Here is a 20395-nt window from a genome sequence, read left to right as displayed (position 1 = left end):
TAGTGACCACGACGGCTAGGGGGAACGCAATGTCTGATGGGCAGTATGGCATTTTGGTCGTTGAAGATGATTTTCGCATTGCCGATATCCACAGAGCCTTCATTGAACAGAGCGATGGCTTTTATGTAGTGGGCATGGCGCGCAACGGCAGTGAAGCCAAGGCTATCATGGCGGAGCAGGCTGCCAGTATCCATTTGATTTTGCTAGACGCCTACCTTCCCGATGTTGAAGGCTTGGAGCTGCTATGGGCAATTCGCCGCGACTACGTGCATGTGGATATCGTCATGGTCACCGCTGCCCGGGAAGTGGAAACCATCAGCGAGGCGCTGCGCGGCGGTGTATTCGACTACCTGATCAAACCGATTGAGGCCGTGCGAATGACGCAAATGCTGACTCGCTTCCGGCGCGAGCGTGAAGCGTTGGCCAACCGCGCCGAGATGAATCAGGATGAACTGGACTCCGTGCTAGCGCGCCTGAAGCCTGGCGAGCCGTTGCGTGCTAAAAGCCAAACCTCGTCTCAAACCCTGCCTAAGGGTATTGATCGGCTGACGCTGCGCCGGGTGATTGATGCCCTGGCCGATGCTCCCGACTCCCTCACCGCCATGCAGATGGCACGTACCATGGGCGCCAGCCGCTCAACCGCACGCCGCTATTTAGAGTTTTTAGTCGCCGAGCAGGCAGTCAGTGCCGAGCTAGGCTATGGTGATGTAGGGCGGCCCGAGCGTCGCTATCGGCTGTTGGAGGCGGCACACGAGTGGCTCAACACTCTATGAAGTAATGTTGTAAGTAAGTGGGCGTGAACAAAATGAACAAAATAGCCATAAAGAACATTTTGTCTTTTATGCGCACAAGCTTGTCGGTCAGGGTAGTGGTCTTCTAACGTTCGCGGCGTGCAGTCTCACAATAAGAAGCTCTACACAGCAAACTCATCACACAACAAAACTGATACGTGGAGAACGCCATGATTCACAAGCCTGCCTTTAAATATATAACCCTGCTGGCCCTTCCACTGGCGGCAGTTACAACCTTCTCTAGCACTGCCGCTGCCTTCGAACCGGAGGGTAAGGTGGAGTGTATCGCTCCGTCCGACCCAGGCGGCGGCTGGGACTTTACCTGCCGCAGCGTGGGGAATGTCATGCAGGAGCTTGATCTAGTACCGGCGAATGTACAAACCATCAATATGGCTGGCGCTGGTGGCGGCGTGGCGTTTGCTCATACTGTAAGCAAGCGCGCCGGTGACGACCATCTGCTGGTAGCGGCGTCCACGGCTACTACGACTCGTCTGGCTCAAGGACAATTCCCTGGGCTGACCGCCGATCAGGTCAATTGGATCGGTGCTCTAGGTGCGGATTACGGGATTATCGCCGTAGCCGCTGATTCCGAGATCGATGACCTGAATGAATTGATGGACTCACTTAAGGAAGACCCGCGTAGTGTCAAGTTCGCCGGCGGTAGCGCTAAGGGCGGTTGGGATCATCTTAAAGTGTTGATTGCTGCTCAGGCAGCCGATGTCGAGAATCTTCCGCGCATTGCCTACCTTTCGTACAACAATGGTGGTGAAGCGTTAACCCAAGTGATCGGCGGGCACGTAGACGCCTTTACCGGTGATATCACCGAAGCCCAAGGGTTTATGGAGTCTGGCGACTTGCGCGTCCTAGCGGTACTCTCCGAAGAGCGCCTACCGGGCGACCTGTCTGATATCCCCACCGCACGTGAGCAAGGCATCGACGCCCTTGGCCCCAACTGGCGCGGCTTTTATATGCCTGCGGATGTCTCCGAAGAAGCTAAAGCGTATTGGACCGATGCCATGGACACTATTTACCAGAGTGAAGAGTGGCAGAATGTCATGGCTCAAAACGGTTTGATGCCTTTCCACATGACCGCTGGTGAGTTTGAAGAGTTTGTACTCAACCAGATCAGTGACATTGAACAGCTCTCTAAAGATATTGGATTGATTCAGTAATGACTTTCAATGACCGCATCTTTGGGGTCTTGATGATCGTCCTGGCCGTTGCGTACGGCTGGGCCGCGACTCAGTTCCCAGAGCCGTTTGGTGGGGCCGAAGCCGTCGGCCCTGACACTTTTCCGAAGCTGCTGGCCGTGGTACTGGCAATTTCCAGCCTTTATCTGATTGTACGCCCTGATCCCGACAACGCCTGGCCTTGGAGCCGTACGGGTGTCGAGCTCATTATCGCCGTGGTGGTGCTGATCTTTTACGCCATGCTGCTTCAGCCGCTGGGCTTCATTATTAGCACCACGTTGGCGGTGGGGACGCTTTGCTGGCGAATGGGGGCTCGTCCACTCAATGCTTACATTACTGGGGCAGTCTCGGCAGTGGTGGTGTACTTCCTATTTAGTTTTGCACTTGATCTCGCCTTGCCGCTGGGTCTGTTGTCATTCCTGGAGGTGAACTAATGGAAACTCTAGGTTATTTGATGGATGGTTTTGGCGTTGCTCTGCAGCCCCATAACCTAATGTTCGCCCTGCTGGGTGCTTTTCTAGGCACCTTGATCGGCGCCTTGCCGGGATTAGGCCCGGCCAATGGTGTGGCCATCCTGATTCCGCTGGCGTTCAGTTTGGGACTCGCACCAGAAACCGCCCTGATTATGCTGACCTCGGTGTATGCGGGTGCCATGTACGGTGGGCGTATTTCATCGATTCTGTTGAATATTCCGGGCGATGAACCGGCCATGATGACCTGTCTTGACGGCTATCCTATGGCCCAAAAAGGCAAGGCGTCGGAGGCGCTCGCTATCTCGGCGGTGGCCTCCTTCATTGGCAGCCTGGTGGCCACCGTCGGTTTGATCCTGCTGGCGCCGCTGCTGGCTAATTTCGCTCTGACGTTCGGCCCTGCGGAGTATTTCGCGCTCTTCCTGCTGGCGTTCGCTACCTTAGGTGGCATCACCGGCAAAAACCCTGTTAAAACAGTAGTCGCCGCCAGTATTGGCCTAATGATCGCCACGGTGGGTATCGACAATACCGGCGTGCAGCGCTACACCTTCGGGGTGCTCGAACTTTTTGAAGGCGTGGACTTCATCATTGCTATCGTCGGTCTGTTTGCCATTTCTGAACTGCTGTTTTTCATTGAGGAGCGGGCAGGTGGTGGTAAGGAAAAGATGAAGGTCAATAAGCTTTCGCTCTCTTGGAAAGATATCCGCGATATTCTACCCACCAGTTTCCGTGGCGGGGTGCTGGGTTTTGTCGCCGGTGTGCTACCGGGTGCCGGTGCTTCGTTGGGTAGCTTTATCAGCTATACCCTTGAAAAACGTGTGTTGGGTAAGAAAGGCTATTTTGGACAAGGTGATCCGCGCGGTGTGGCGGCGCCTGAAGCGGGTAACAATGGTGCGTCCAGCGGTGCTTTAGTCCCTATGTTGACGCTAGGCGTGCCGGGTAGTGGTACCACGGCGGTGCTGCTGGCGCTGTTGATTTCATTGAATATCACACCAGGACCTTTGATGTTCACCCAGAATGCCGACATCGTCTGGGGCGTGATCGCGGCGCTGCTGATCGGTAACTTTTTGCTGCTGATTCTAAACATTCCGTTGGTGGGCATCTTCGTCAAGCTGCTGTCCGTACCGCCGATGTACCTACTGCCGATCGTCACGATGATCGCTTTCGTGGGTATCTACTCGATCAGTAACACCATCTTTGACCTCTACTTCATGGTGGCCTTTGGAGTGGGTGGTTACGTCCTGCGTAAGCTTGAGATTCCGCTGGTGCCAGTGATTCTTGGCTTGTTGCTGGGGCCTGAGATGGAGAAGAACCTTCGCCATGCCATGGATATCTCCGATGGCGACTGGATGATCCTATGGGACAGCGGTCTGGCTATCGGCCTTTGGGTCTTTGCTGGGTTGGGCTTGATCTTGCCTTATATCTTGGGTCCCCTTTTGCGACGCGGGATGAAGGCAACCCCCAATTCAGGTTCGCCTGAAAGCGATTAATACCCGAATAGATCAATCACAATCACCGGGGCGTCGACGAAAGTCGACGCCCCTTTTTTATAGGCAACATCTATAGAAGAAGTCCAAGGCTTCTGTTATCTGCTCTTTCTTACCTATTTTTTTAACTAATAATAAAGAATGGCTTTGTAGTCAATAAGTAACTAATGCGTTAATGCTCTGTATTTCAAAAGTTCAAGTTCTTAGTTGGTGCACTGTCTTTTATTGGTGCATTGCGAGGGTGCTTTAGCTGCGTTCTTGCGCTTTATTTTGGTGCATGCGGTGAGTGTTGAGATTTTCTGTTGATTATTAAGTGGCTGATTAAATAGCTATAAAGCAACTTTGTGTCAATCTGGCGCACCCCTTGCAGGTGTTAATGGCTAGTGGACGTATTGGGGGAGCTAACACAACAGCCCCAAGCGCGAAGCCAACCATCAAGCCCCAATCATAAGGGGTGCAAGGAGATTAACAATGAACACTCTCAAACGCTCGACACACCCTCGCCCCTTCCTTTCAAGTGGCCGCTTCGCGACCGCTTTACTCACCGCTGCCATCATGAGTGCCAGCACCCAGGCCATCGCCCAAGACGATGACCCGATCAAAGTCGGTATCCTGCACTCACTCTCTGGCACCATGGCGATCAGTGAAACCGTCCTCAAAGACACCGTCGAAATGCTTATTGAGCAGCAGAACGAAGCCGGTGGTTTGCTGGGCCGTCAGTTAGAGGCCGTGGTGGTTGACCCGGCGTCTAACTGGCCGCTGTTTGCCGAACGCGCCCGGGAGCTACTAGACCAGGAAGAAGTGGACGTGATTTTCGGCAACTGGACGTCGGTTTCGCGTAAATCCGTACTGCCCGTCGTAGAAGAGCTCAACGGCCTGCTGTTCTACCCGGTGCAGTATGAAGGCGAAGAGTCTTCTGAAAACGTCTTCTACACCGGCGCAGCGCCTAACCAGCAGGCGATTCCTGCGGTTGAATACCTTATCAACGAAGTCGGTATCGAGCGCTTTGCGCTAGTGGGTACCGACTATGTCTACCCGCGTACCACCAACCGTATCCTTGAAGCCTTCCTCAAGGATGAACACGGCATTGCGGAAGAGGACATCATGGTTAACTACACGCCGTTCGGTCACTCCGATTGGCAGAACATCGTGGCAGAAATTCGTCGCTTCGGTGAAGAGGGTAAACCAACTGCCGTGATCTCGACGGTTAACGGCGACGCCAACGTGCCGTTCTATACCGAGCTCTCCAACCAGGGTATCGACGCTGCCGATATTCCCGTCATCGCCTTCTCCGTGGGTGAGCAGGAGCTTACCGGTATTGATACCGGCCCGCTGGTGGGCCACCTGGCCGCCTGGAACTACTTCATGAGCGTCGATAACGACGACAACTACGACTTCATCGATGCCTGGATCGAGTACACCGGCGACGATATGGCAGTGACTAACGACCCAATGGAAGCGCACTACATTGGCTTCAACATGTGGGCCGAAGCGGTTCGCAAAGCGGGCACCACGGATGTCGATACCGTTAAAGACGCCATTATCGGTGTGACGGTGCCTAACCTCTCCGGCGGCTATGCGGCGATGATGCCCAACCACCACATCACCAAGCCGGTGTTGATCGGTGAGATTCAGGACAACGGCCAGTTCGATATCGTGTGGCAAACGCCGTCTACCGTGGCCGGCGATGCCTGGTCTGACTACCTGCCTGGCTCCCGTGACTTGATTGCCGATTGGCGTAAGCCGATGGAGTGCGGCAACTTCAACGTCGTGAACGGCTCGTGCGGTGGTAGTACCGCAGTAGAAGAAGCCGAAGCGGCACTCGCTGAGTAACGAATAACACCCCTTGCCGCGCCGCGGTTCGATGGTTGGCGCGGCAAGGAGCACGCTATCTTTCCCTCTTAGATAACCAAAGGAAGAACCCCATGAGGCGTTTCCTTTCCTTGGCGATGCTCTGTTTTCTGCTGTTGGGTATGACGCTCACCGCACAGGCACAATCAACAGACACCGCCAGCAGTTCCACGAATGATGAGGCCGCGCTCGAACTATTAGAAGCGCTGGACGTTGAATCCTACTCTGCCAAAGGCGAAGCCATCACCGCTATTCTGCAAAGCGACGACGAGCGCGCCCGTGATTGGCTGCAGGCCTTGCTGGATGGCCGCCTACAGCGCACCGAAGACGGCCGCTTTGTATTAGTGTTGGAGAACCGTGGCCGTGACTGGCCGGTGGCCGATGTTCTAACCGGCGAAGCGCTGGGCGAGATGTCTCGCCGTGATCTGGAGCGTATCGGTATTAACAACAACCTGCGTAATCAACTGCGCAGTGCCATTGCGGTCGTTGACCTCTACTCGCCTAACGTGGAACGCCGCCGCACCTCGGCCGAGCGCCTGCTAGGGGAAGTAGATGCTGAGCTGGTGCCGACCCTCGACGACTTGATTGCGCAGGAAGAGGACGAGCAGGTGCGCTATCGCCTGACCCAGGCGGTGGCGATTTATCGCGCTGAAGCGGGTGAAATAGCCGGGGTCGAAGCGCTGGATGGCAGCCTGCATCCGCGTTCGCGTGTGGCGTTGAGCCGGGCAGCCAATAGCGATGATCCCGTTGTTGCCAACGCCGCTGCCGCTTCCCTGGCGGGTATCGAGCAGCAGCTAAAAATCAATCGCGGTCTGGAAACGCTCTATTTCGGCTTGAGCCTTGGCTCGGTGCTGGTGCTAGCTGCCATTGGCCTGGCGATCACCTTCGGTGTCATGGGCGTCATCAACATGGCTCATGGCGAGCTGATGATGCTGGGTGCCTACACCACCTGGGCGATGCAGCAACTGCTGCCCGGCCAGCCTGGGCTGGCGTTGATTCTATCGATTCCCGCGGGCTTTATGGTTGCCGCTCTGGCGGGTGTGGCGATCGAGCGCGGCGTTATCCAGTTCCTCAAGGGACGCCCGCTGGAAACCCTGCTGGCGACCTTTGGTATCAGCCTGATTCTGCAGCAGCTGGTGCGCACGGTGATTTCACCGCTTAACCGTACCGTCATCACCCCTGAGTGGATGAGCGGTTCACTGGTGGTTAACGATGCGCTCTCATTAACGCTGAATCGTATGTACGTGCTCGGCTTTGCGCTAGTGGTGTTTGCGGGCCTGATGTTGATTATGCGCCGCACCCGGCTGGGGCTTGAAGTGCGCGCCGTGACCCAAAACCGCGCCATGGCCCGCTCCATGGGCATTCGTGCGACTCGCGTGGATATCATGACCTTTGCATTGGGCTCCGGCGTAGCCGGGCTTGCCGGGGTCGCGCTCTCCCAGCTCACCAACGTCGGCCCCAACCTGGGGCAGAACTACATCATCGACTCCTTCATGGTGGTGGTGTTCGGCGGCGTGGGCAACCTGTGGGGCACGCTGGTGGCTGGTCTATCGCTGGGGGTGATCAACCAGGTGCTGGAACCCTGGGCAGGCGCGGTACTGGCCAAAATTATCGTGCTGGTCTTTATCATCCTATTCATTCAAAAACGCCCGCGTGGACTCTTCCCGCAGAAGGGCCGGGCTGCGGAGGGCTAAACGATGTCATTAACGACCGAATCATCGACAAATTTTTGGCTAACACGCCCGTTCAGCGAACGCTCTACGCAGATTTTTCTCGGCGTGCTACTGGCCGCGCTGGCGCTGGTCACCCTGCTGCATGTGGCAGTGCCGCCGGATAACCCGCTTCATGTGGGGGCTTATACGGTTAACCTTTTCGGTAAGTACCTAAGCTACGCGCTGCTGGCGGTGGCGGTGGATCTGGTGTGGGGCTATCTGGGCATTTTAAGCCTCGGCCACGGTGCGTTTTTTGCTATCGGCGGTTACGCCATGGGCATGTACCTGATGCGCCAGATTGGCGATCGCGGCACCTACGGCCATCCGGTACTGCCCGACTTTATGGTGTTCCTCAACTGGGACAGCCTGCCGTGGTTCTGGCACGGTTTCGATATGGCCTGGTTTGCCTTTGCCATGGTGCTGCTGGCCCCCGGCCTACTGGCGCTGGTGTTCGGCTTCTTGGCGTTTCGCTCACGGGTCACCGGGGTGTATCTGTCGATCATCACCCAGGCACTGACCTTTGCCTTGATGCTGGCTTTCTTCCGCAATGAGATGGGCTTCGGCGGTAATAACGGCCTGACTGACTTCCGCGAGATCGTCGGTTTTGATCTACGCAGCGACGCCACGCGGTTAGGGCTTTTCCTGGCCACCGGGGTGGCCTTGGCGCTGGGGTTTATCCTTTGCCGCGCAATTGTCACCAGTAAGCTGGGCCGTGTGAGCGTGGCCACCCGCGACGCCGAGGCGCGCACGCGCTTTCTCGGCTATCGGGTCGAACGCTTTCAGCTGTTTGTGTTTGTGGTCTCGGCGATGCTGGCGGGCCTGGCGGGGGCGCTCTACGTGCCGCAAGTGGGTATTATCAACCCCAGTGAATTCTCGCCGATTTTCTCCATCGAGATTGTGCTGTGGGTAGCGTTAGGCGGTCGCGCCACGCTGTATGGCGCGGTGATTGGTGCCATTTTAGTTAACTACGCCAAAACTATCTTTACCGGCGTCATGCCCGATGCCTGGCTGTTTGCCCTGGGCGCGATGTTCGTACTGGTCACGGTGTTTCTGCCCAAGGGTGTGGCGGGGCTGTTTGGCTACCTCAAGCGTCGTAAGCGCGAGGATCAGACGACGGATCCTGACCATCAACACACGTCCAAGGAGGCCTCCGCATGAGTTTGCTGCAATCGCTGTCCCAGCGTGACCGGGTGTTCGATTTTATGGCGCCCCAAGCCTCACCGGTGGACGTTCGTCACGGGCCGATTCTTTATATGGAAGATGTCACTGTCAGCTTCGATGGTTTTAAAGCCATCAATAATCTTAACCTGACCATCAATGACGGAGAGCTACGTTGCATTATCGGCCCCAACGGGGCGGGTAAAACCACCATGATGGATATCATTACCGGCAAAACCCGCCCCACCAGCGGCAGCGTATGGTTCGGCAGTCGCCATAACCTGCTGCACATGAACGAACCCGACATCGCCAGCCTGGGCATTGGCCGCAAGTTTCAAAAGCCCACGGTCTTCGAAGCGCTCTCGGTGTTTGAAAACCTGGAGTTGGCCATGGCGGCGGACAAGCGGATTTTTCCCACCCTGACCGCCCGCATGACCGGCGAGATCAAAGACCGTATTAACGACGTGCTGGAAACCATCGGCCTGACGGAGTTGCGTCATCAGCCCGCCGGGATTCTTTCCCACGGCCAGAAGCAGTGGCTGGAGATCGGCATGCTGCTGATGCAGCGCCCGCGCCTGCTGCTGGTGGATGAACCGGTGGCGGGCATGACCGAGCAGGAGATGGAGCGCACTGCCGAGTTGCTCACCGGGCTGGCCGGTAAACAGTCCGTGGTGGTGGTGGAGCACGATATGGGCTTTGTGCGCTCCATCGCTCGCCAGGTGACCGTGCTGCACCAGGGCAGCGTGCTGGCGGAAGGCACCATGGATCAAGTCTCCAGCGACCCCAAAGTAATCGAGGTCTACCTGGGTGCCGATGACGAGGAGGCCGCCTGATGCTAGCCATTGAAAAGCTTAACCAGTTCTACGGCGAAAGCCACACCCTCTGGGATCTTGATCTTGAGGTGCCCGCCGGTCAGTGTACCTGCGTGATGGGACGCAACGGCGTGGGCAAAACCACGCTGCTGAAAGCCGTGATGGGCGAGGTGGCCGTCAAAAGTGGCGAGCTGCGCTACACCGCCGACACCGGCGAGATCGAGCTGACTAAAAAAGCCGTTGAGGCGCGCTCGCGGTTGGGAATTGGTTACGTGCCCCAGGGGCGGCAGATATTTCCGCTGCTGACCGTGGAGGAGAACCTGCGCACCGGCCTTGCCGCCCGCAGCGACGGGCTGAAAAAGATACCTGAGCGGGTCTATGAGCTGTTCCCAGTGCTTAAAGAGATGAAACACCGCCGTGGCGGCGATCTCTCCGGCGGGCAACAGCAGCAGCTGGCGATTGGCCGTGCGCTGGTCATCGAACCCAAACTGCTGATTTTGGACGAGCCAGGTGAGGGTATTCAGCCCAATATCGTCGCTCAAATCGGCCAAGTGATCCGTCAGTTGATCAACGAGGATGGCCTTACGGTGCTACTGGTAGAGCAGAAGCTGCCCTTTGCCCGTAAATACGCCGATCGCTTTGTGATCATGGATCGCGGTCGCCCGGTGGCCAAAGGTGAGATCAGCGAGCTCTCCAATGAGCTGATCAAGCAGCATCTGACGGTTTAAGTTATCCACACCCGGTTACCGCCTGCCCGGCCAAGCGGCTGTCGAAAGGCGGTCGCTTTTTTGCGCGCGGATGAGCGGTGTTTCCAAAAGCTGGGCTTCAAACGCTGGGCGGCGGCTCCACCGGCGCCTGGCGTGCCCGTTGGCGTTTGACCAGTTGGGTAATCACGCCGTAGCGTGGCCCTGCCAGAAAGGCGAGCATCAGGAATACGCCGGTCATGACGGCCATCATGCCGCCAATGGAGACGTTGAGAAACACGGCGAGGTAGTAGCCGGAAATACTCGAGGCGATAGAAATTAGCGCACCGATGATAAACATCATCCACAGCCGGTCGGTCAGCAAATAGGCGGCGGAGGCGGGAACGATGGCAAAGGCGATAAACAGCACCGCGCCTACCGCATCAAAGGCCGCCACGGCAGTGGAACTAGTTAGCATTAGCAGCACATAGAAAAGAATCGAGGGCATAAAGCCGAACGTTTTGGCCAGCGCCGGATCGAAGGTGGCCAGCTTCAGCTCCTTATAAAAGAGTCCGATAAACGCGTAGTTGAGCACCGTCATCACGCTCATCGATACCAGCGCCTGGGGGATGGGCAGGCCGAAGATGTCGACTGTATCCAGCCAGACAAAACCGATCTCACCGAGCAGCACAGTATGCGTGTCGATATGCACATCATTGGCATAAATATTCAACAGCAGTACGCCGATAGAGAACAGCGCCGGGAAGACCAGGCCAATAGCGGTATCCTGCTTGACCCGTTTGGTGCTCGCTAAGGCTTCGGTGAGCAGCACGGTTAACAGCCCGGTGAGGGCGGCCCCAATCAGTTGTACCGGCCCGCTCTGTTGCTTGGTCAGCAGCCAGACGATGACGATGCCAAACACAATCGAATGGCTGATTGCGTCGGATAACATGCTGTTGCCGCGCAGCACTAAAAAGGTACCCACCGCCGAGGAGGCGATGCCTACCATCGCGCCCACTAGCATAATGGGCAGGGCAGTTGTGGTCAGTAGCTCTGCCATCATGATGCTAATTCCTCAAAGGCCGCGACCACTCTTCTAGCCTCCGCCTGGCCCTGTGCCGTTAGCCCCCAGCCATCGTCGCCTGGGGTGGTACCGCGCCGAGAGCGGGTTAGGTAGCCTTGCTGCTTAAGCTTGTTGAGCATCCTGCGTGAACCGAGTGTTGAAGGGGCGCATGAGGGATCAGCCGAGTGTTTATATAGCGCATAAAGTAGCTGCTGTTTCTGCAGCGCTGACTTCTGGCGATAGTGCTTTATCACACCCCACAGCAGGCCACGGCCGGGCGCCAATGCCAACGATATCAGCACGATGACGGTTGCGGTAAGGACAATCAGCGGGCCGGTTGCCAGGCCCCGCGATAGGGTGCTGATGGTCGCCCCTGACACGCCACTGACAATACCGACGCCTGCGGCGATGGTGAGCATGCCGCCCAGGTGGCGGCTCCACTGTCGCGCGGCCGCCGCGGGTGCCACGATCATGGCGGCCATCAAAATCACACCGACCATCTGCAGGCCGACGACGACCGCTAGCGCCACCATAGCGGTGAGCGATGCTTCAATCACGGTGATAGGCATGCCGAGCGTGCGGGCGTACTCCGCATCAAAGGTGACCAGCTTGGCCTGTTTCCAGAAGACGGCAAGCAGTAGCAGCGTGACCAGCGTAATGCTGCCCATCACCCATAAGTCGGAGCGCAGCGTCGCGGCGGCCTGGCCGAAAAGAAAGGCCTCAAGACCGCCCTGGGAGGCGTTGTTGGTGCTCTGGATATAGGTGAGCAGAACGATACCCACGGCAAAAAAGATACTCAGGCAGGCGCCCAGGGCTGCGTCAGTTTTCAGGCGGCTTAAGCGCGTCAGCATCAGCATAATCAGCGCGGCGGCGGAGCCGGTGATCAGTGAACCCATAATAATCCCGCCAATATCTCGGCTGCCAGTGATGATAAAGCTTAAACAGATGCCGGGAAGGGCTGCGTGGGAAATCGCGTCTCCCAGCAGGCTTTGGCGACGCAGCACCGCAAAACAGCCCAGCGGGCCGCTGATCAGCCCCAGCAGCGAGGCGCCAATGACTACATTCTGAAAGGTGTAGTCAGATAAAAGCTCAAGCCACACCATGGGTTACTTCACCTTTGAGGCGGAAAACATTAACGATTCATTATCATTAAGTAGCGCGATTTGGCCGCCGTAAGCCTGGCGCAGGTGATCGATCTTGAACACCTCCTCGGCCTTGCCGCTGGCGATGACTCGCACGTTGAGTAGCAGTAGCCAGTCAAAGTAGGTGCGCACCGTTTGTAGATCGTGGTGTACCACGATCAGCGTCTTACCCGCGTCGCGCAGGCGGCGCAGGATATCGATAATGGCCCGCTCGGTGGTGGCATCGACGCCCGCCATGGGTTCATCAAGAAAATACACATCGGCTTGCTGCACCAGCGCACGGGCCAAAAATACGCGCTGCTGCTGGCCACCTGAGAGCTGGCTAATCTGGCGCTCGGCCAAGGCACTCATACCGACCATCTCAAGTGCTTCCTGCGCCTCGTGGCGCTCTTTTCGCCCCGGTCTTCTGAGCCAACCCAAGCGCCCGTAAAGCCCCATGGTGACCACATCCAGCGCAGTGGTGGGAAAATCCCAATCAACGCTTGAGCGCTGTGGCACATAGCCCACTCGTTTACGCTGCGTGGCGTAGGGCCGCCCATGCACCATCACCTCGCCTGACAACGACGGCACCAGCCCCAGTAGGCTTTTGATCAACGTGCTCTTGCCCGCCCCGTTAGGGCCGACAATGCCCGCCATGACACCGGCAGGGATATCCAGATCGATATCCCAAAGCACGGGTTGGTTATGGTAGCTCACCGTCAGGTTTTTAATGCTCAGTGCGGTGTCTGTAAGGTCGGATGTCGCCATGGATGCACTGCCTTATCGAATGCTTATTGAGCGAGTTGCCACTCGCTGGCCCAGTCATCTAGTGCCTTTGGCAGCGGCGCCAAGGAACCGCCTAGCGCCTCGACAATGTGCTGGGTATTACGGTAGATCATGCCCATATAGGTACCATCTACCGTGCCTTCATCGCCCATGGCGTCGGAATAAAGCTGGCCGCCGATGGTCACATCATGGCCGCGCTGCCTTGCAGCATCGATCACTGCCTGAATGGTGCGCGGGTTGATCGTGCTCTCGATAAATACCGCAGGCACGTTATGTGCAACGACGCTATCCGCCATGCTGCGAATATCGGCGATCCCGGTTTCGGTTTCGGTACTGATGCCCTGAATCCCTTCCACCTCAATGTCATAGGCACGGCCAAAGTAGCTGAAAGCGTCGTGGGCAGTGACAAGAATACGCTGCTCTTCGGGGATGCTGGCAATGCTCTCTTTAACCCACTCATGCAGGGCTAGCAACTGAGCCTGATAACGCTCGGTATTGGTTTCAATCGTCGTGGCGCACTCAGGGCGTGCTTCGCTCAATGCATCGCTCAGGGTGGGCAGTGTCTGGGCCCATAAAGAGACATCCATCCACAGGTGAGGGTCGACCCCGTAGACATCCTGAGCGGTGATCAACGACGCCGGATCAATGGAAGCGGGCGCCACGGCAAGCGTAGGTGTTCGTGCCGAGAAATTCTCCAGCACACTCCCCAGCTGTCCTTCCAATGAGTAGCCTGAATAGAGAATGTGTTCGGCGCCCCGCAGCAAGGCCACGTCGCTAGCGCTTGCCTGATACAGATGGGGGTCTACGCCGGGGCCCATCATGGCTTCCACATTAACGCATTCGCCGCCTACTTCCTGCGCTACATCGGCAATCATCCCAATCGTTGCCACCACGTTTAAGGGCGTTTCATCGGCAGTTGCCAACGCACTAAAAGGCAGCGTTCCCAATAGAATCACGGCATATTTTGTTGCCATTATTTAGCTCCAGACTCGTCATGAGGTAGATAGGTTGAAGTTGCTTTGTGTAAACTGATTGTCCTAGGGAAAGAAGTATAGCCTTGGCTAAGTTTGTGACGCTATCCATGCAATGTCAAGCGGATAAAAGGCGCTGAGGTGGGCTGAAAAGGGTATTTGAGTATTGCGGGAATAAACGTAAGACGGGCTACTAACGCGCCTTTGAAGTCTGCTAAGAACGGTTTAAGTTATCCACACCCGGTTCAAAGTCTTGGATCGGGTTGAAATGGCAGTGCCTCGGCCGTCGTGACGATTTGATCGAATAAAGGATCCGCCGGATTGAGCATGTAGTTGAGCTCTCTTGGCACGACCACGCTCGGCACTGCCAGTGCCAGACTTTGCTTGGATGCCAACCAGCCATCGCCAAGTTCAGCAGTCTCTGCAGGCGCTGGGGCTTCCTGCCAGTTTTCCGGTAGATCTTCTTCGCCAACGCTTAAAATACTCTCCGCTGGCAGCGTCAAACGCAGTAGCGCATAGGCGTTGAGCAGCCGATAGCTCTCCAGATGCACCATTATTTCCAGCAGCGCCAACGACTCGGAGCTTGCCACATACACACAGGCGTTACCGGGACTGTTCCAGCGCCCACCGTAAAGCCGTGCGCCTTCGCCATCAAACGCTGTTTCCTGAAACTTACGCTTAACCAGTCGATAGGCGGTGACCTCGTTCATACCGAGACCCCGTGCTCCAGCCGCCCGATCAGGTTCAACACCGTTTGATACTCTGCCGATGTGGCGCTCATTTCGACGGGGCGCCGCCCGCCTAGCCCGGCATTGGGTTTGAGCAGCCAGGCGCGAGCACTTTCAGCGTCACCCTCGAATAGATCCAGGGCCGCCTTGAAAAGCTCAGCAAAGCGATACAGCCGGTCGCTTTCCGCCATCTTGAAGCGGCCTGACTTGGCGCGACGGCTCAACGTGGCAGAGGGAATATCCACATAGCGCGCCAGCGCCTTCTGCTCGATACCTGATACCTTGGCTAGCCGGGGGTAAACCCGGTACTCCACGCCTTGATGCAATAGCTCATGCAACTTGCGGCCCCGTGCAGGCAGGCCAATCTGTTGCCAGAAGCCGGACGCCAAAGCTTTGGGGGGCTGGTATTGAGTGAAGTGGATATCCATGGCGCTATCCTCATTTGATACTTCAAAAGGCTATCAACTGGTGTACACGACGCTGTTGCCCTGGTCAAGTGATACCCAGGGTAGAGAGGTATTTGGGGGAATGATCTAGCAGGTGCCTGCTTATTCGCTAAAACCCTGCTCTGTGTTCGGTTTTAGGCGATTTTTTGCCTGTAACATTGATTGATTTCGCAATAAGAAGCAGGTGGGGTATGCGCTATAAAGATAAACATCAGCTCGCCGCCGAGTGGCAGACGCTTCTGGAGCGCACGCCCAAACCGTTGCGGCAAGCAGTCGAGACGTTGGTAGAGCACCACGGCCAAAACTTTGCTGACCACTTTTATCGGGTGATGCTGGAAGACCCCCATGCTTCGCTGTTCCTCTCCAACGCTCAAGTGGAGCAGCGTTTACACCCCTCAATGCAGCGCTGGCTGAAGGCCATGTTTGCCGTCGATCACGCCGATTTTGAGTCCCTGGTTGAGCAGCAGGAGAAAGTGGGGCAGGTGCATGCCCGTATCGATATACCGGTCAACCTGGTGCTAAGCGGAGCGCGGCAGCTTAAGCAGGCGTTTTATGAGCAGATCAACGCCACGTTCAAAAGCCCGCTATCGCCGGGGGATGCCTCGGTGTACGTCTCCGACCATATCGATATGGCCATGGAAATCATGAGCCACGCCTACTCGGTGGCCAGTGACCGTAATGCGCGCACTGAAGAAGCGTACAAGCTGTTTTCACTCACCCAGAACATTGGCGACGAGCGTGAACGCCAGCGTTCGGCGCTGCTGAACTGGGAAAACGCACTGATGTTTGCCGTCGCCGCCCAGCAGGATATCGCCACGCTGCCGCGGTTATCGAATTCCGATTTTGGTCTGTGGTACTTACATAAAGCATGCCATGCGTTTGAGGGCGCGCCGGAAATTGCCACTATCTCACGTCATATAAAGCAAGTGGATTGTGAATGGCTGGAAGTGCTGCTTCATGAAGATCCTAGCCAGCGGCTGAAAGCGCTCGGCGAGATTCGTGACGCTGCCCGTACGGTGTTGATGCTACTTGACGATGTGTTGCAGCGCGCCTCAGGTTTGGACGCAGGACGCGACAGCTTGACCAGGTTACTCAACCGCAAATTTTTGTCAGTGGTGCTTAGCCGCGAAATAGACATCGCCCGCCACTCGGAGCACTGCTTTGCGCTGTTGATGGTCGATATCGACCACTTCAAATCGATCAACGATACCCATGGGCATGACGCTGGCGACAACGTACTGCAGCAGGTGGCAAGCATCCTTGATCGCTCCACCCGTGGGGGAGATTACGTGTTTCGCATGGGTGGCGAGGAGTTTTTGATTGTACTGGTCAATACTGACCACGACGGCAGCCGGTTATTTGCTGAGCGTTTGCGTCAATCGGTGGCCAAAGAAGCGATGCTTGCCGCCGCCGATACGCTGCTTAACGTGACGATTAGCGTGGGCGTCACGCTTCACGATGGTCACCCAGACTATCACCACTCCCTGCAGCGGGCTGATCAAGCCCTTTATGAAGCGAAGCGCGGTGGGCGTGACCGGGTCGTTGTGCAGTGATGGTGTGAAGAGTGAGTGCAGGCTGAGCGCTAAAACAGTAGCGAATGCATTTATTTGGTGCATTAAAGGTCTATTGTCGTGCCGTTTTGGTGCGCGCGGGTGCGTAGCACTGCCAGTCATCACCTTTCATCCATACCATTGACCGCACAGTAGGGCTTTTCACCATTTTGGCGCATTAATTGCTTCTATAAGTTAAAGGCTTAGTGAAAAGGAAGCGATAGCAACCCATGATCCTGTGCGAACTCGCCAAACCACACATTGCCTCCGGCCACCGCTTCGATGCAGGCCGCCACTGGGCGGCTTCGTTAGCGCTCACCTTTGCCCATCGCGACGGCGCCACTCGCATGGTGCAGGCGCGCCATCAGGGGCCACTGCGGGTGCAGCGCCCTTTCTATCCCGAAGGGCGTAGTGAGGCTTGCCATGTTTATGTGCTTCACCCGCCAGGCGGATTAGTCAGCGGCGATGCGCTTACCATTAGTGCTCATGTAGAGGGCGGTGCCCATGCGCTGCTGACGACCCCGGCTGCCAATAAGCTCTATAAAGCCGACAGCCAGGGCGTGGCCTGGACGCAGCACACCCGGTTGAGCGTTGAAGATGGCGCGACACTTGAATGGCTGCCCCAGGAGACCATCGCCTTTGATGGTTCCAAGGGCGAGCAGCGCACCCAGATTGATCTTCACGGCAGCGCCCGCTGCCTGGGCTGGGAAGTGATGGCGCTGGGCCGCCCCGCTAGCGACTTACCCTATGTTTCTGGACGCATTGAGCAGCACTTCCGCTTAACCCTGGATGGCAAGCCGTTGTGGCTAGAGCGCCAACCGCTAGACCCACTACACCCACGCTTTGCCGGGCGCTGGGGTCAGGGCGGTGCCACGGTGCAGGCCACGCTCTGGGCGGTGGGGATTGCCGACGCGCCTGCGGCCATTGAAGCCTTGCGAGAAGCGCTGCCGGATAACCCGCGCTGGGCGGTTACCGTCCGCCACGATGTTCTGCTGCTGCGCTACTTAGGGAATTCGCGGAACGAAGCCTGGGCGTTATGCGAACAGGCCTGGCAACTGCTGCGCCCGCGGTGGATCGAGCGTGAAGCGCATACACCACGAATTTGGCTAACCTAATTGGCATCACTGCGATGCCCTGCTGGAGACACGTTCCATGGAATTAACCCCGAGAGACAAAGACAAACTGCTGCTGTTCTCCGCCGCCCAATTGGCGGAGCGCCGCAAGGCGCGTGGTTTAAAGCTCAACTACCCGGAAGCGGTGGCGCTGATCAGCTTCGAGATTATGGAAGGCGCCCGGGATGGCCGCAGCGTGGCGGACTTAATGAGCTATGGCCGCGAGATCCTTAGCCGTGAGGATGTGATGGACGGCGTCGCCGAGATGGTCGACGAAGTGCAGGTGGAAGCCACCTTCCCCGACGGCACCAAGCTGGTCACTGTCCATACGCCTATTGTTTGAGGGGCGATTGAAAGGAGCAACCAAATGATTCCCGGTGAGTACAAGTTAAAAGAAGGTGATATCGAGCTGTGCGCGGGGCGTGAGCGGATCAGTGTCGAGGTGGCCAATACCGGCGACCGGCCGATCCAGATTGGCTCCCACTACCACTTCGCCGAAGCCAACACAGCGCTGGTGTTTGATCGCGCCAAAACCCGAGGCTTTCGCCTGGACGTGGCCGCAGGCACGGCGATTCGCTTTGAGCCCGGCCAGACCCGCGAAGTCACGTTGATTCCCTATGTCGGCAAGCGCGAAATTTACGGCTTCCGTGGCGATGTGATGGGCGCGCTCGACGGAGGTAAACAATGAAACCGGTTAATAAGATCAGTCGGCAAGCCTACGCCGATATGTATGGCCCCACGGTGGGCGATCGCGTGCGCCTGGGTGATACCGAGCTGTGGATCGAAGTCGAGCAAGACGCCACCTACTACGGCGATGAAGTAAAATTCGGCGGCGGCAAGGTCATCCGCGACGGCATGGGTCAAAGTCAGCGCGCTGACGACACCGTCATGGATACCGTGATTACCAACGCACTGATTCTAGACTGGTGGGGTATCGTCAAAGCCGACGTGGGCATTCAAAATGGCCGCATCGCCGCGATTGGCAAGGCAGGCAATCCTGACGTACAGCCTGATGTTGAAATCGTCATTGGCCCCGGCACCGAAATCATCTCCGGCGAAGGCAAGATCCTGACCGCAGGCGGTATCGACTCCCACATTCACTTCATTTGCCCCCAGCAGGTCGAAGAAGCACTGATGAGCGGTGTCACCACCATGCTCGGCGGCGGCACCGGCCCGGCCACCGGCACCAACGCAACCACCTGTACCCCCGGCCCCTGGCACATCGGTAAGATGCTGCAAGCGGTGGACGATATGCCCATGAACATCGGCTTTCTGGGCAAAGGCAACGCCAGCCTGCCCGAGTCCCTGGAACTCCAGCTCCAAGCAGGCGCCATGGGGCTCAAATTGCACGAAGATTGGGGCACCACGCCCGCCTCGATCAACAACTGCCTCAACGTGGCGGATGCCTACGATGTGCAGGTGGCGATCCACACCGATACCCTGAACGAATCGGGCTTTGTGGAAGACACCCTGGCCGCGTTCAAAGAGCGCTGCATTCATACTTACCACACCGAGGGTGCAGGGGGTGGCCACGCGCCGGATATCCTCACCGCCTGCTCGAAAGCCTACGTACTGCCGTCTTCTACCAACCCAACGCGGCCCTACACGGTCAACACCATCGACGAACACCTCGACATGCTGATGGTGTGCCATCACCTGGATCCCAATATCCCCGAAGACGTGGCCTTCGCCGACTCACGCATTCGCCGGGAAACCATCGCCGCTGAAGATATTCTTCATGATTTGGGCGTGATCTCTATGATCGCCTCGGATTCCCAGGCCATGGGGCGGGTAGGCGAAGTGGTCTGCCGCACCTGGCAAACCGCCCATAAAATGAAGGTACAGCGCGGCCTGTTGCCGGAAGACGAGGCAATGGGCGCGGATAACTTCCGTGCCAAGCGCTATATCGCTAAGTACACCATAAACCCGGCAATCACCCATGGTATTGCCCATGAAGTGGGCTCTATCGAAGTCGGTAAGCTGGCCGATTTAGTGCTGTGGAAACCGGCCTTTTTCGGCGTTAAACCAGCGATGATGATCAAAGGTGGCATGATTGCGGCAGCGCCCATGGGCGACCCTAACGCCTCGATTCCCACCCCGCAGCCGGTGCATTACCGCTATATGTTTGGTGCCTTTGGCCGTGCGGCCAGCCAAACCCGGCTCAGTTTTGTCAGCCAGGCTGCGCTGGACGCCGGTATTAAAGAGACCCTGGGACTAAATAGCGAACTGGCGGCGTGCAAAAACGTGCGCCAGGTGCGCAAGCAGGATATGAAGCTAAACGATGCCTGCCCAGAACTCACCGTCGACCCGCAAACCTACGAAGTGCGCTGCGATGGCGAGATTTTAACCTGCGAGCCCGCCACTGAACTGCCGCTGGCTCAGCGGTATCACTTGTTTTGATTGAGCTATTATCCGGGGCGCCGGGGGTAGGCCTACGAGAGGGCGCTGTGAATACGTCCGTGTA

Annotated in this window: 20 protein-coding genes; 14 read left to right on the top strand and 6 right to left on the bottom strand. The window is 57.1% G+C overall.

What is annotated here, in order from left to right; translation table 11 throughout:
- Window positions 1-29: 29 nt before the first annotated feature.
- The 9 genes from KF947_RS09860 (at window position 30) to urtE (ending at window position 10199) form a co-directional block, all read left to right on the top strand.
- A complete protein-coding gene (locus tag KF947_RS09860; RefSeq protein ID WP_133731839.1) occupies window positions 30-773 on the top strand; it encodes a response regulator in 744 nt (247 codons plus the stop codon).
- A 188-nt stretch (window positions 774-961) separates the two neighbouring features.
- Window positions 962-1963 carry a Bug family tripartite tricarboxylate transporter substrate binding protein gene (locus tag KF947_RS09855; RefSeq protein ID WP_227406139.1) on the top strand — a complete coding sequence of 334 codons (1002 nt, stop codon included), beginning with the start codon at window positions 962-964 and terminating at the stop codon, window positions 1961-1963.
- Window positions 1963-2415 (top strand): tripartite tricarboxylate transporter TctB family protein, encoded by a 453-nt coding sequence (locus tag KF947_RS09850; RefSeq protein ID WP_133731837.1) that lies wholly within the window; start codon window positions 1963-1965, stop codon window positions 2413-2415. Before KF947_RS09855 ends, KF947_RS09850 begins: the two co-directional genes overlap by 1 nt.
- Window positions 2415-3941, top strand: coding sequence for a tripartite tricarboxylate transporter permease (locus KF947_RS09845; protein ID WP_133731836.1), 1527 nt, complete (start codon window positions 2415-2417; stop codon window positions 3939-3941). Before KF947_RS09850 ends, KF947_RS09845 begins: the two co-directional genes overlap by 1 nt.
- 468 nt (window positions 3942-4409) lie before the next feature.
- The gene (gene urtA / locus KF947_RS09840) at window positions 4410-5771 is read left to right on the top strand and encodes an urea ABC transporter substrate-binding protein (RefSeq protein WP_227406138.1); all 1362 of its coding nucleotides are present in this window, start codon (window positions 4410-4412) and stop codon (window positions 5769-5771) included.
- Between the two features lie 92 nt (window positions 5772-5863).
- A complete protein-coding gene (gene urtB, locus KF947_RS09835) occupies window positions 5864-7483 on the top strand; it encodes an urea ABC transporter permease subunit UrtB (RefSeq protein WP_227406137.1) in 1620 nt (539 codons plus the stop codon).
- A 3-nt stretch (window positions 7484-7486) separates the two neighbouring features.
- Window positions 7487-8659 (top strand): urea ABC transporter permease subunit UrtC, encoded by a 1173-nt coding sequence (gene urtC / locus KF947_RS09830; RefSeq protein WP_227406136.1) that lies wholly within the window; start codon window positions 7487-7489, stop codon window positions 8657-8659.
- Window positions 8656-9492 carry an urea ABC transporter ATP-binding protein UrtD gene (gene urtD / locus KF947_RS09825; protein ID WP_227406135.1) on the top strand — a complete coding sequence of 279 codons (837 nt, stop codon included), beginning with the start codon at window positions 8656-8658 and terminating at the stop codon, window positions 9490-9492. The genes urtC and urtD overlap by 4 nt, the downstream gene beginning before the upstream one ends.
- Window positions 9492-10199 (top strand): urea ABC transporter ATP-binding subunit UrtE, encoded by a 708-nt coding sequence (urtE, locus tag KF947_RS09820; protein ID WP_227406134.1) that lies wholly within the window; start codon window positions 9492-9494, stop codon window positions 10197-10199. The genes urtD and urtE overlap by 1 nt, the downstream gene beginning before the upstream one ends.
- Window positions 10200-10296: 97 nt before the next feature.
- On the opposite strand, the gene KF947_RS09815 is transcribed toward urtE, so the two are convergent.
- From KF947_RS09815 to KF947_RS09790, 6 genes are all read right to left on the bottom strand, one after another.
- Complete coding sequence (locus KF947_RS09815; RefSeq protein WP_227406133.1) at window positions 10297-11217, bottom strand: metal ABC transporter permease; 921 nt, start codon at window positions 11215-11217, stop codon at window positions 10297-10299.
- Window positions 11214-12320: a metal ABC transporter permease gene (locus tag KF947_RS09810; RefSeq protein WP_227406132.1), complete on the bottom strand. Its 1107-nt coding sequence runs from the start codon at window positions 12318-12320 to the stop codon at window positions 11214-11216. The genes KF947_RS09815 and KF947_RS09810 overlap by 4 nt, the downstream gene beginning before the upstream one ends.
- 3 nt (window positions 12321-12323) lie before the next feature.
- On the bottom strand, window positions 12324-13106 hold the full coding sequence (locus KF947_RS09805) for a metal ABC transporter ATP-binding protein (RefSeq protein ID WP_133731829.1): 783 nt from the start codon (window positions 13104-13106) through the stop codon (window positions 12324-12326).
- A 23-nt stretch (window positions 13107-13129) separates the two neighbouring features.
- Window positions 13130-14098, bottom strand: a complete 969-nt coding sequence (locus KF947_RS09800; RefSeq protein ID WP_227406131.1) for a metal ABC transporter solute-binding protein, Zn/Mn family — start codon at window positions 14096-14098, stop codon at window positions 13130-13132.
- A 242-nt stretch (window positions 14099-14340) separates the two neighbouring features.
- Window positions 14341-14805: an RES family NAD+ phosphorylase gene (locus KF947_RS09795; RefSeq protein WP_133731827.1), complete on the bottom strand. Its 465-nt coding sequence runs from the start codon at window positions 14803-14805 to the stop codon at window positions 14341-14343.
- Window positions 14802-15251 carry an antitoxin Xre/MbcA/ParS toxin-binding domain-containing protein gene (locus KF947_RS09790; RefSeq protein WP_227406130.1) on the bottom strand — a complete coding sequence of 150 codons (450 nt, stop codon included), beginning with the start codon at window positions 15249-15251 and terminating at the stop codon, window positions 14802-14804. Before KF947_RS09790 ends, KF947_RS09795 begins: the two co-directional genes overlap by 4 nt.
- A gap of 209 nt (window positions 15252-15460) precedes the next feature.
- Here KF947_RS09790 and KF947_RS09785 point away from each other — a divergent pair, with 209 nt between their 5' ends.
- From KF947_RS09785 to ureC, 5 genes are all read left to right on the top strand, one after another.
- Entirely contained in the window at window positions 15461-16822 is a 1362-nt protein-coding gene (locus KF947_RS09785) for a diguanylate cyclase (RefSeq protein WP_227406129.1), read from the top strand.
- A gap of 227 nt (window positions 16823-17049) precedes the next feature.
- Complete coding sequence (locus tag KF947_RS09780) at window positions 17050-17934, top strand: urease accessory protein UreD (RefSeq protein WP_227406128.1); 885 nt, start codon at window positions 17050-17052, stop codon at window positions 17932-17934.
- A gap of 37 nt (window positions 17935-17971) precedes the next feature.
- A complete protein-coding gene (locus tag KF947_RS09775) occupies window positions 17972-18274 on the top strand; it encodes an urease subunit gamma (protein WP_022521353.1) in 303 nt (100 codons plus the stop codon).
- 24 nt (window positions 18275-18298) lie between these two features.
- Window positions 18299-18619, top strand: coding sequence for an urease subunit beta (locus tag KF947_RS09770; protein ID WP_227406127.1), 321 nt, complete (start codon window positions 18299-18301; stop codon window positions 18617-18619).
- Window positions 18616-20331, top strand: a complete 1716-nt coding sequence (ureC, locus tag KF947_RS09765; protein WP_227406126.1) for an urease subunit alpha — start codon at window positions 18616-18618, stop codon at window positions 20329-20331. The genes KF947_RS09770 and ureC overlap by 4 nt, the downstream gene beginning before the upstream one ends.
- Window positions 20332-20395 lie beyond the last annotated feature (64 nt).

Origin of the sequence: Halomonas sp. FeN2, from assembly GCF_020595105.1 — a bacterium.
GTDB lineage: Bacteria > Pseudomonadota > Gammaproteobacteria > Pseudomonadales > Halomonadaceae > Vreelandella > Vreelandella neptunia.
Note: the sequence above shows the minus strand (reverse complement) of the source record. Positions and strands in the feature narration are given on the sequence as shown.

Coding starts and splice junctions, on each gene's coding strand:
- KF947_RS09860 (WP_133731839.1), top strand. CDS start 30: ATGTCTGATGGGCAGTATGGCATTTTGGTCGTTGAAGATGATTTTCGC.
- KF947_RS09855 (WP_227406139.1), top strand. CDS start 962: ATGATTCACAAGCCTGCCTTTAAATATATAACCCTGCTGGCCCTTCCA.
- KF947_RS09850 (WP_133731837.1), top strand. CDS start 1,963: ATGACTTTCAATGACCGCATCTTTGGGGTCTTGATGATCGTCCTGGCC.
- KF947_RS09845 (WP_133731836.1), top strand. CDS start 2,415: ATGGAAACTCTAGGTTATTTGATGGATGGTTTTGGCGTTGCTCTGCAG.
- urtA (WP_227406138.1), top strand. CDS start 4,410: ATGAACACTCTCAAACGCTCGACACACCCTCGCCCCTTCCTTTCAAGT.
- urtB (WP_227406137.1), top strand. CDS start 5,864: ATGAGGCGTTTCCTTTCCTTGGCGATGCTCTGTTTTCTGCTGTTGGGT.
- urtC (WP_227406136.1), top strand. CDS start 7,487: ATGTCATTAACGACCGAATCATCGACAAATTTTTGGCTAACACGCCCG.
- urtD (WP_227406135.1), top strand. CDS start 8,656: ATGAGTTTGCTGCAATCGCTGTCCCAGCGTGACCGGGTGTTCGATTTT.
- urtE (WP_227406134.1), top strand. CDS start 9,492: ATGCTAGCCATTGAAAAGCTTAACCAGTTCTACGGCGAAAGCCACACC.
- KF947_RS09815 (WP_227406133.1), bottom strand. CDS start 11,217: ATGATGGCAGAGCTACTGACCACAACTGCCCTGCCCATTATGCTAGTG.
- KF947_RS09810 (WP_227406132.1), bottom strand. CDS start 12,320: ATGGTGTGGCTTGAGCTTTTATCTGACTACACCTTTCAGAATGTAGTC.
- KF947_RS09805 (WP_133731829.1), bottom strand. CDS start 13,106: ATGGCGACATCCGACCTTACAGACACCGCACTGAGCATTAAAAACCTG.
- KF947_RS09800 (WP_227406131.1), bottom strand. CDS start 14,098: ATGGCAACAAAATATGCCGTGATTCTATTGGGAACGCTGCCTTTTAGT.
- KF947_RS09795 (WP_133731827.1), bottom strand. CDS start 14,805: ATGAACGAGGTCACCGCCTATCGACTGGTTAAGCGTAAGTTTCAGGAA.
- KF947_RS09790 (WP_227406130.1), bottom strand. CDS start 15,251: ATGGATATCCACTTCACTCAATACCAGCCCCCCAAAGCTTTGGCGTCC.
- KF947_RS09785 (WP_227406129.1), top strand. CDS start 15,461: ATGCGCTATAAAGATAAACATCAGCTCGCCGCCGAGTGGCAGACGCTT.
- KF947_RS09780 (WP_227406128.1), top strand. CDS start 17,050: ATGATCCTGTGCGAACTCGCCAAACCACACATTGCCTCCGGCCACCGC.
- KF947_RS09775 (WP_022521353.1), top strand. CDS start 17,972: ATGGAATTAACCCCGAGAGACAAAGACAAACTGCTGCTGTTCTCCGCC.
- KF947_RS09770 (WP_227406127.1), top strand. CDS start 18,299: ATGATTCCCGGTGAGTACAAGTTAAAAGAAGGTGATATCGAGCTGTGC.
- ureC (WP_227406126.1), top strand. CDS start 18,616: ATGAAACCGGTTAATAAGATCAGTCGGCAAGCCTACGCCGATATGTAT.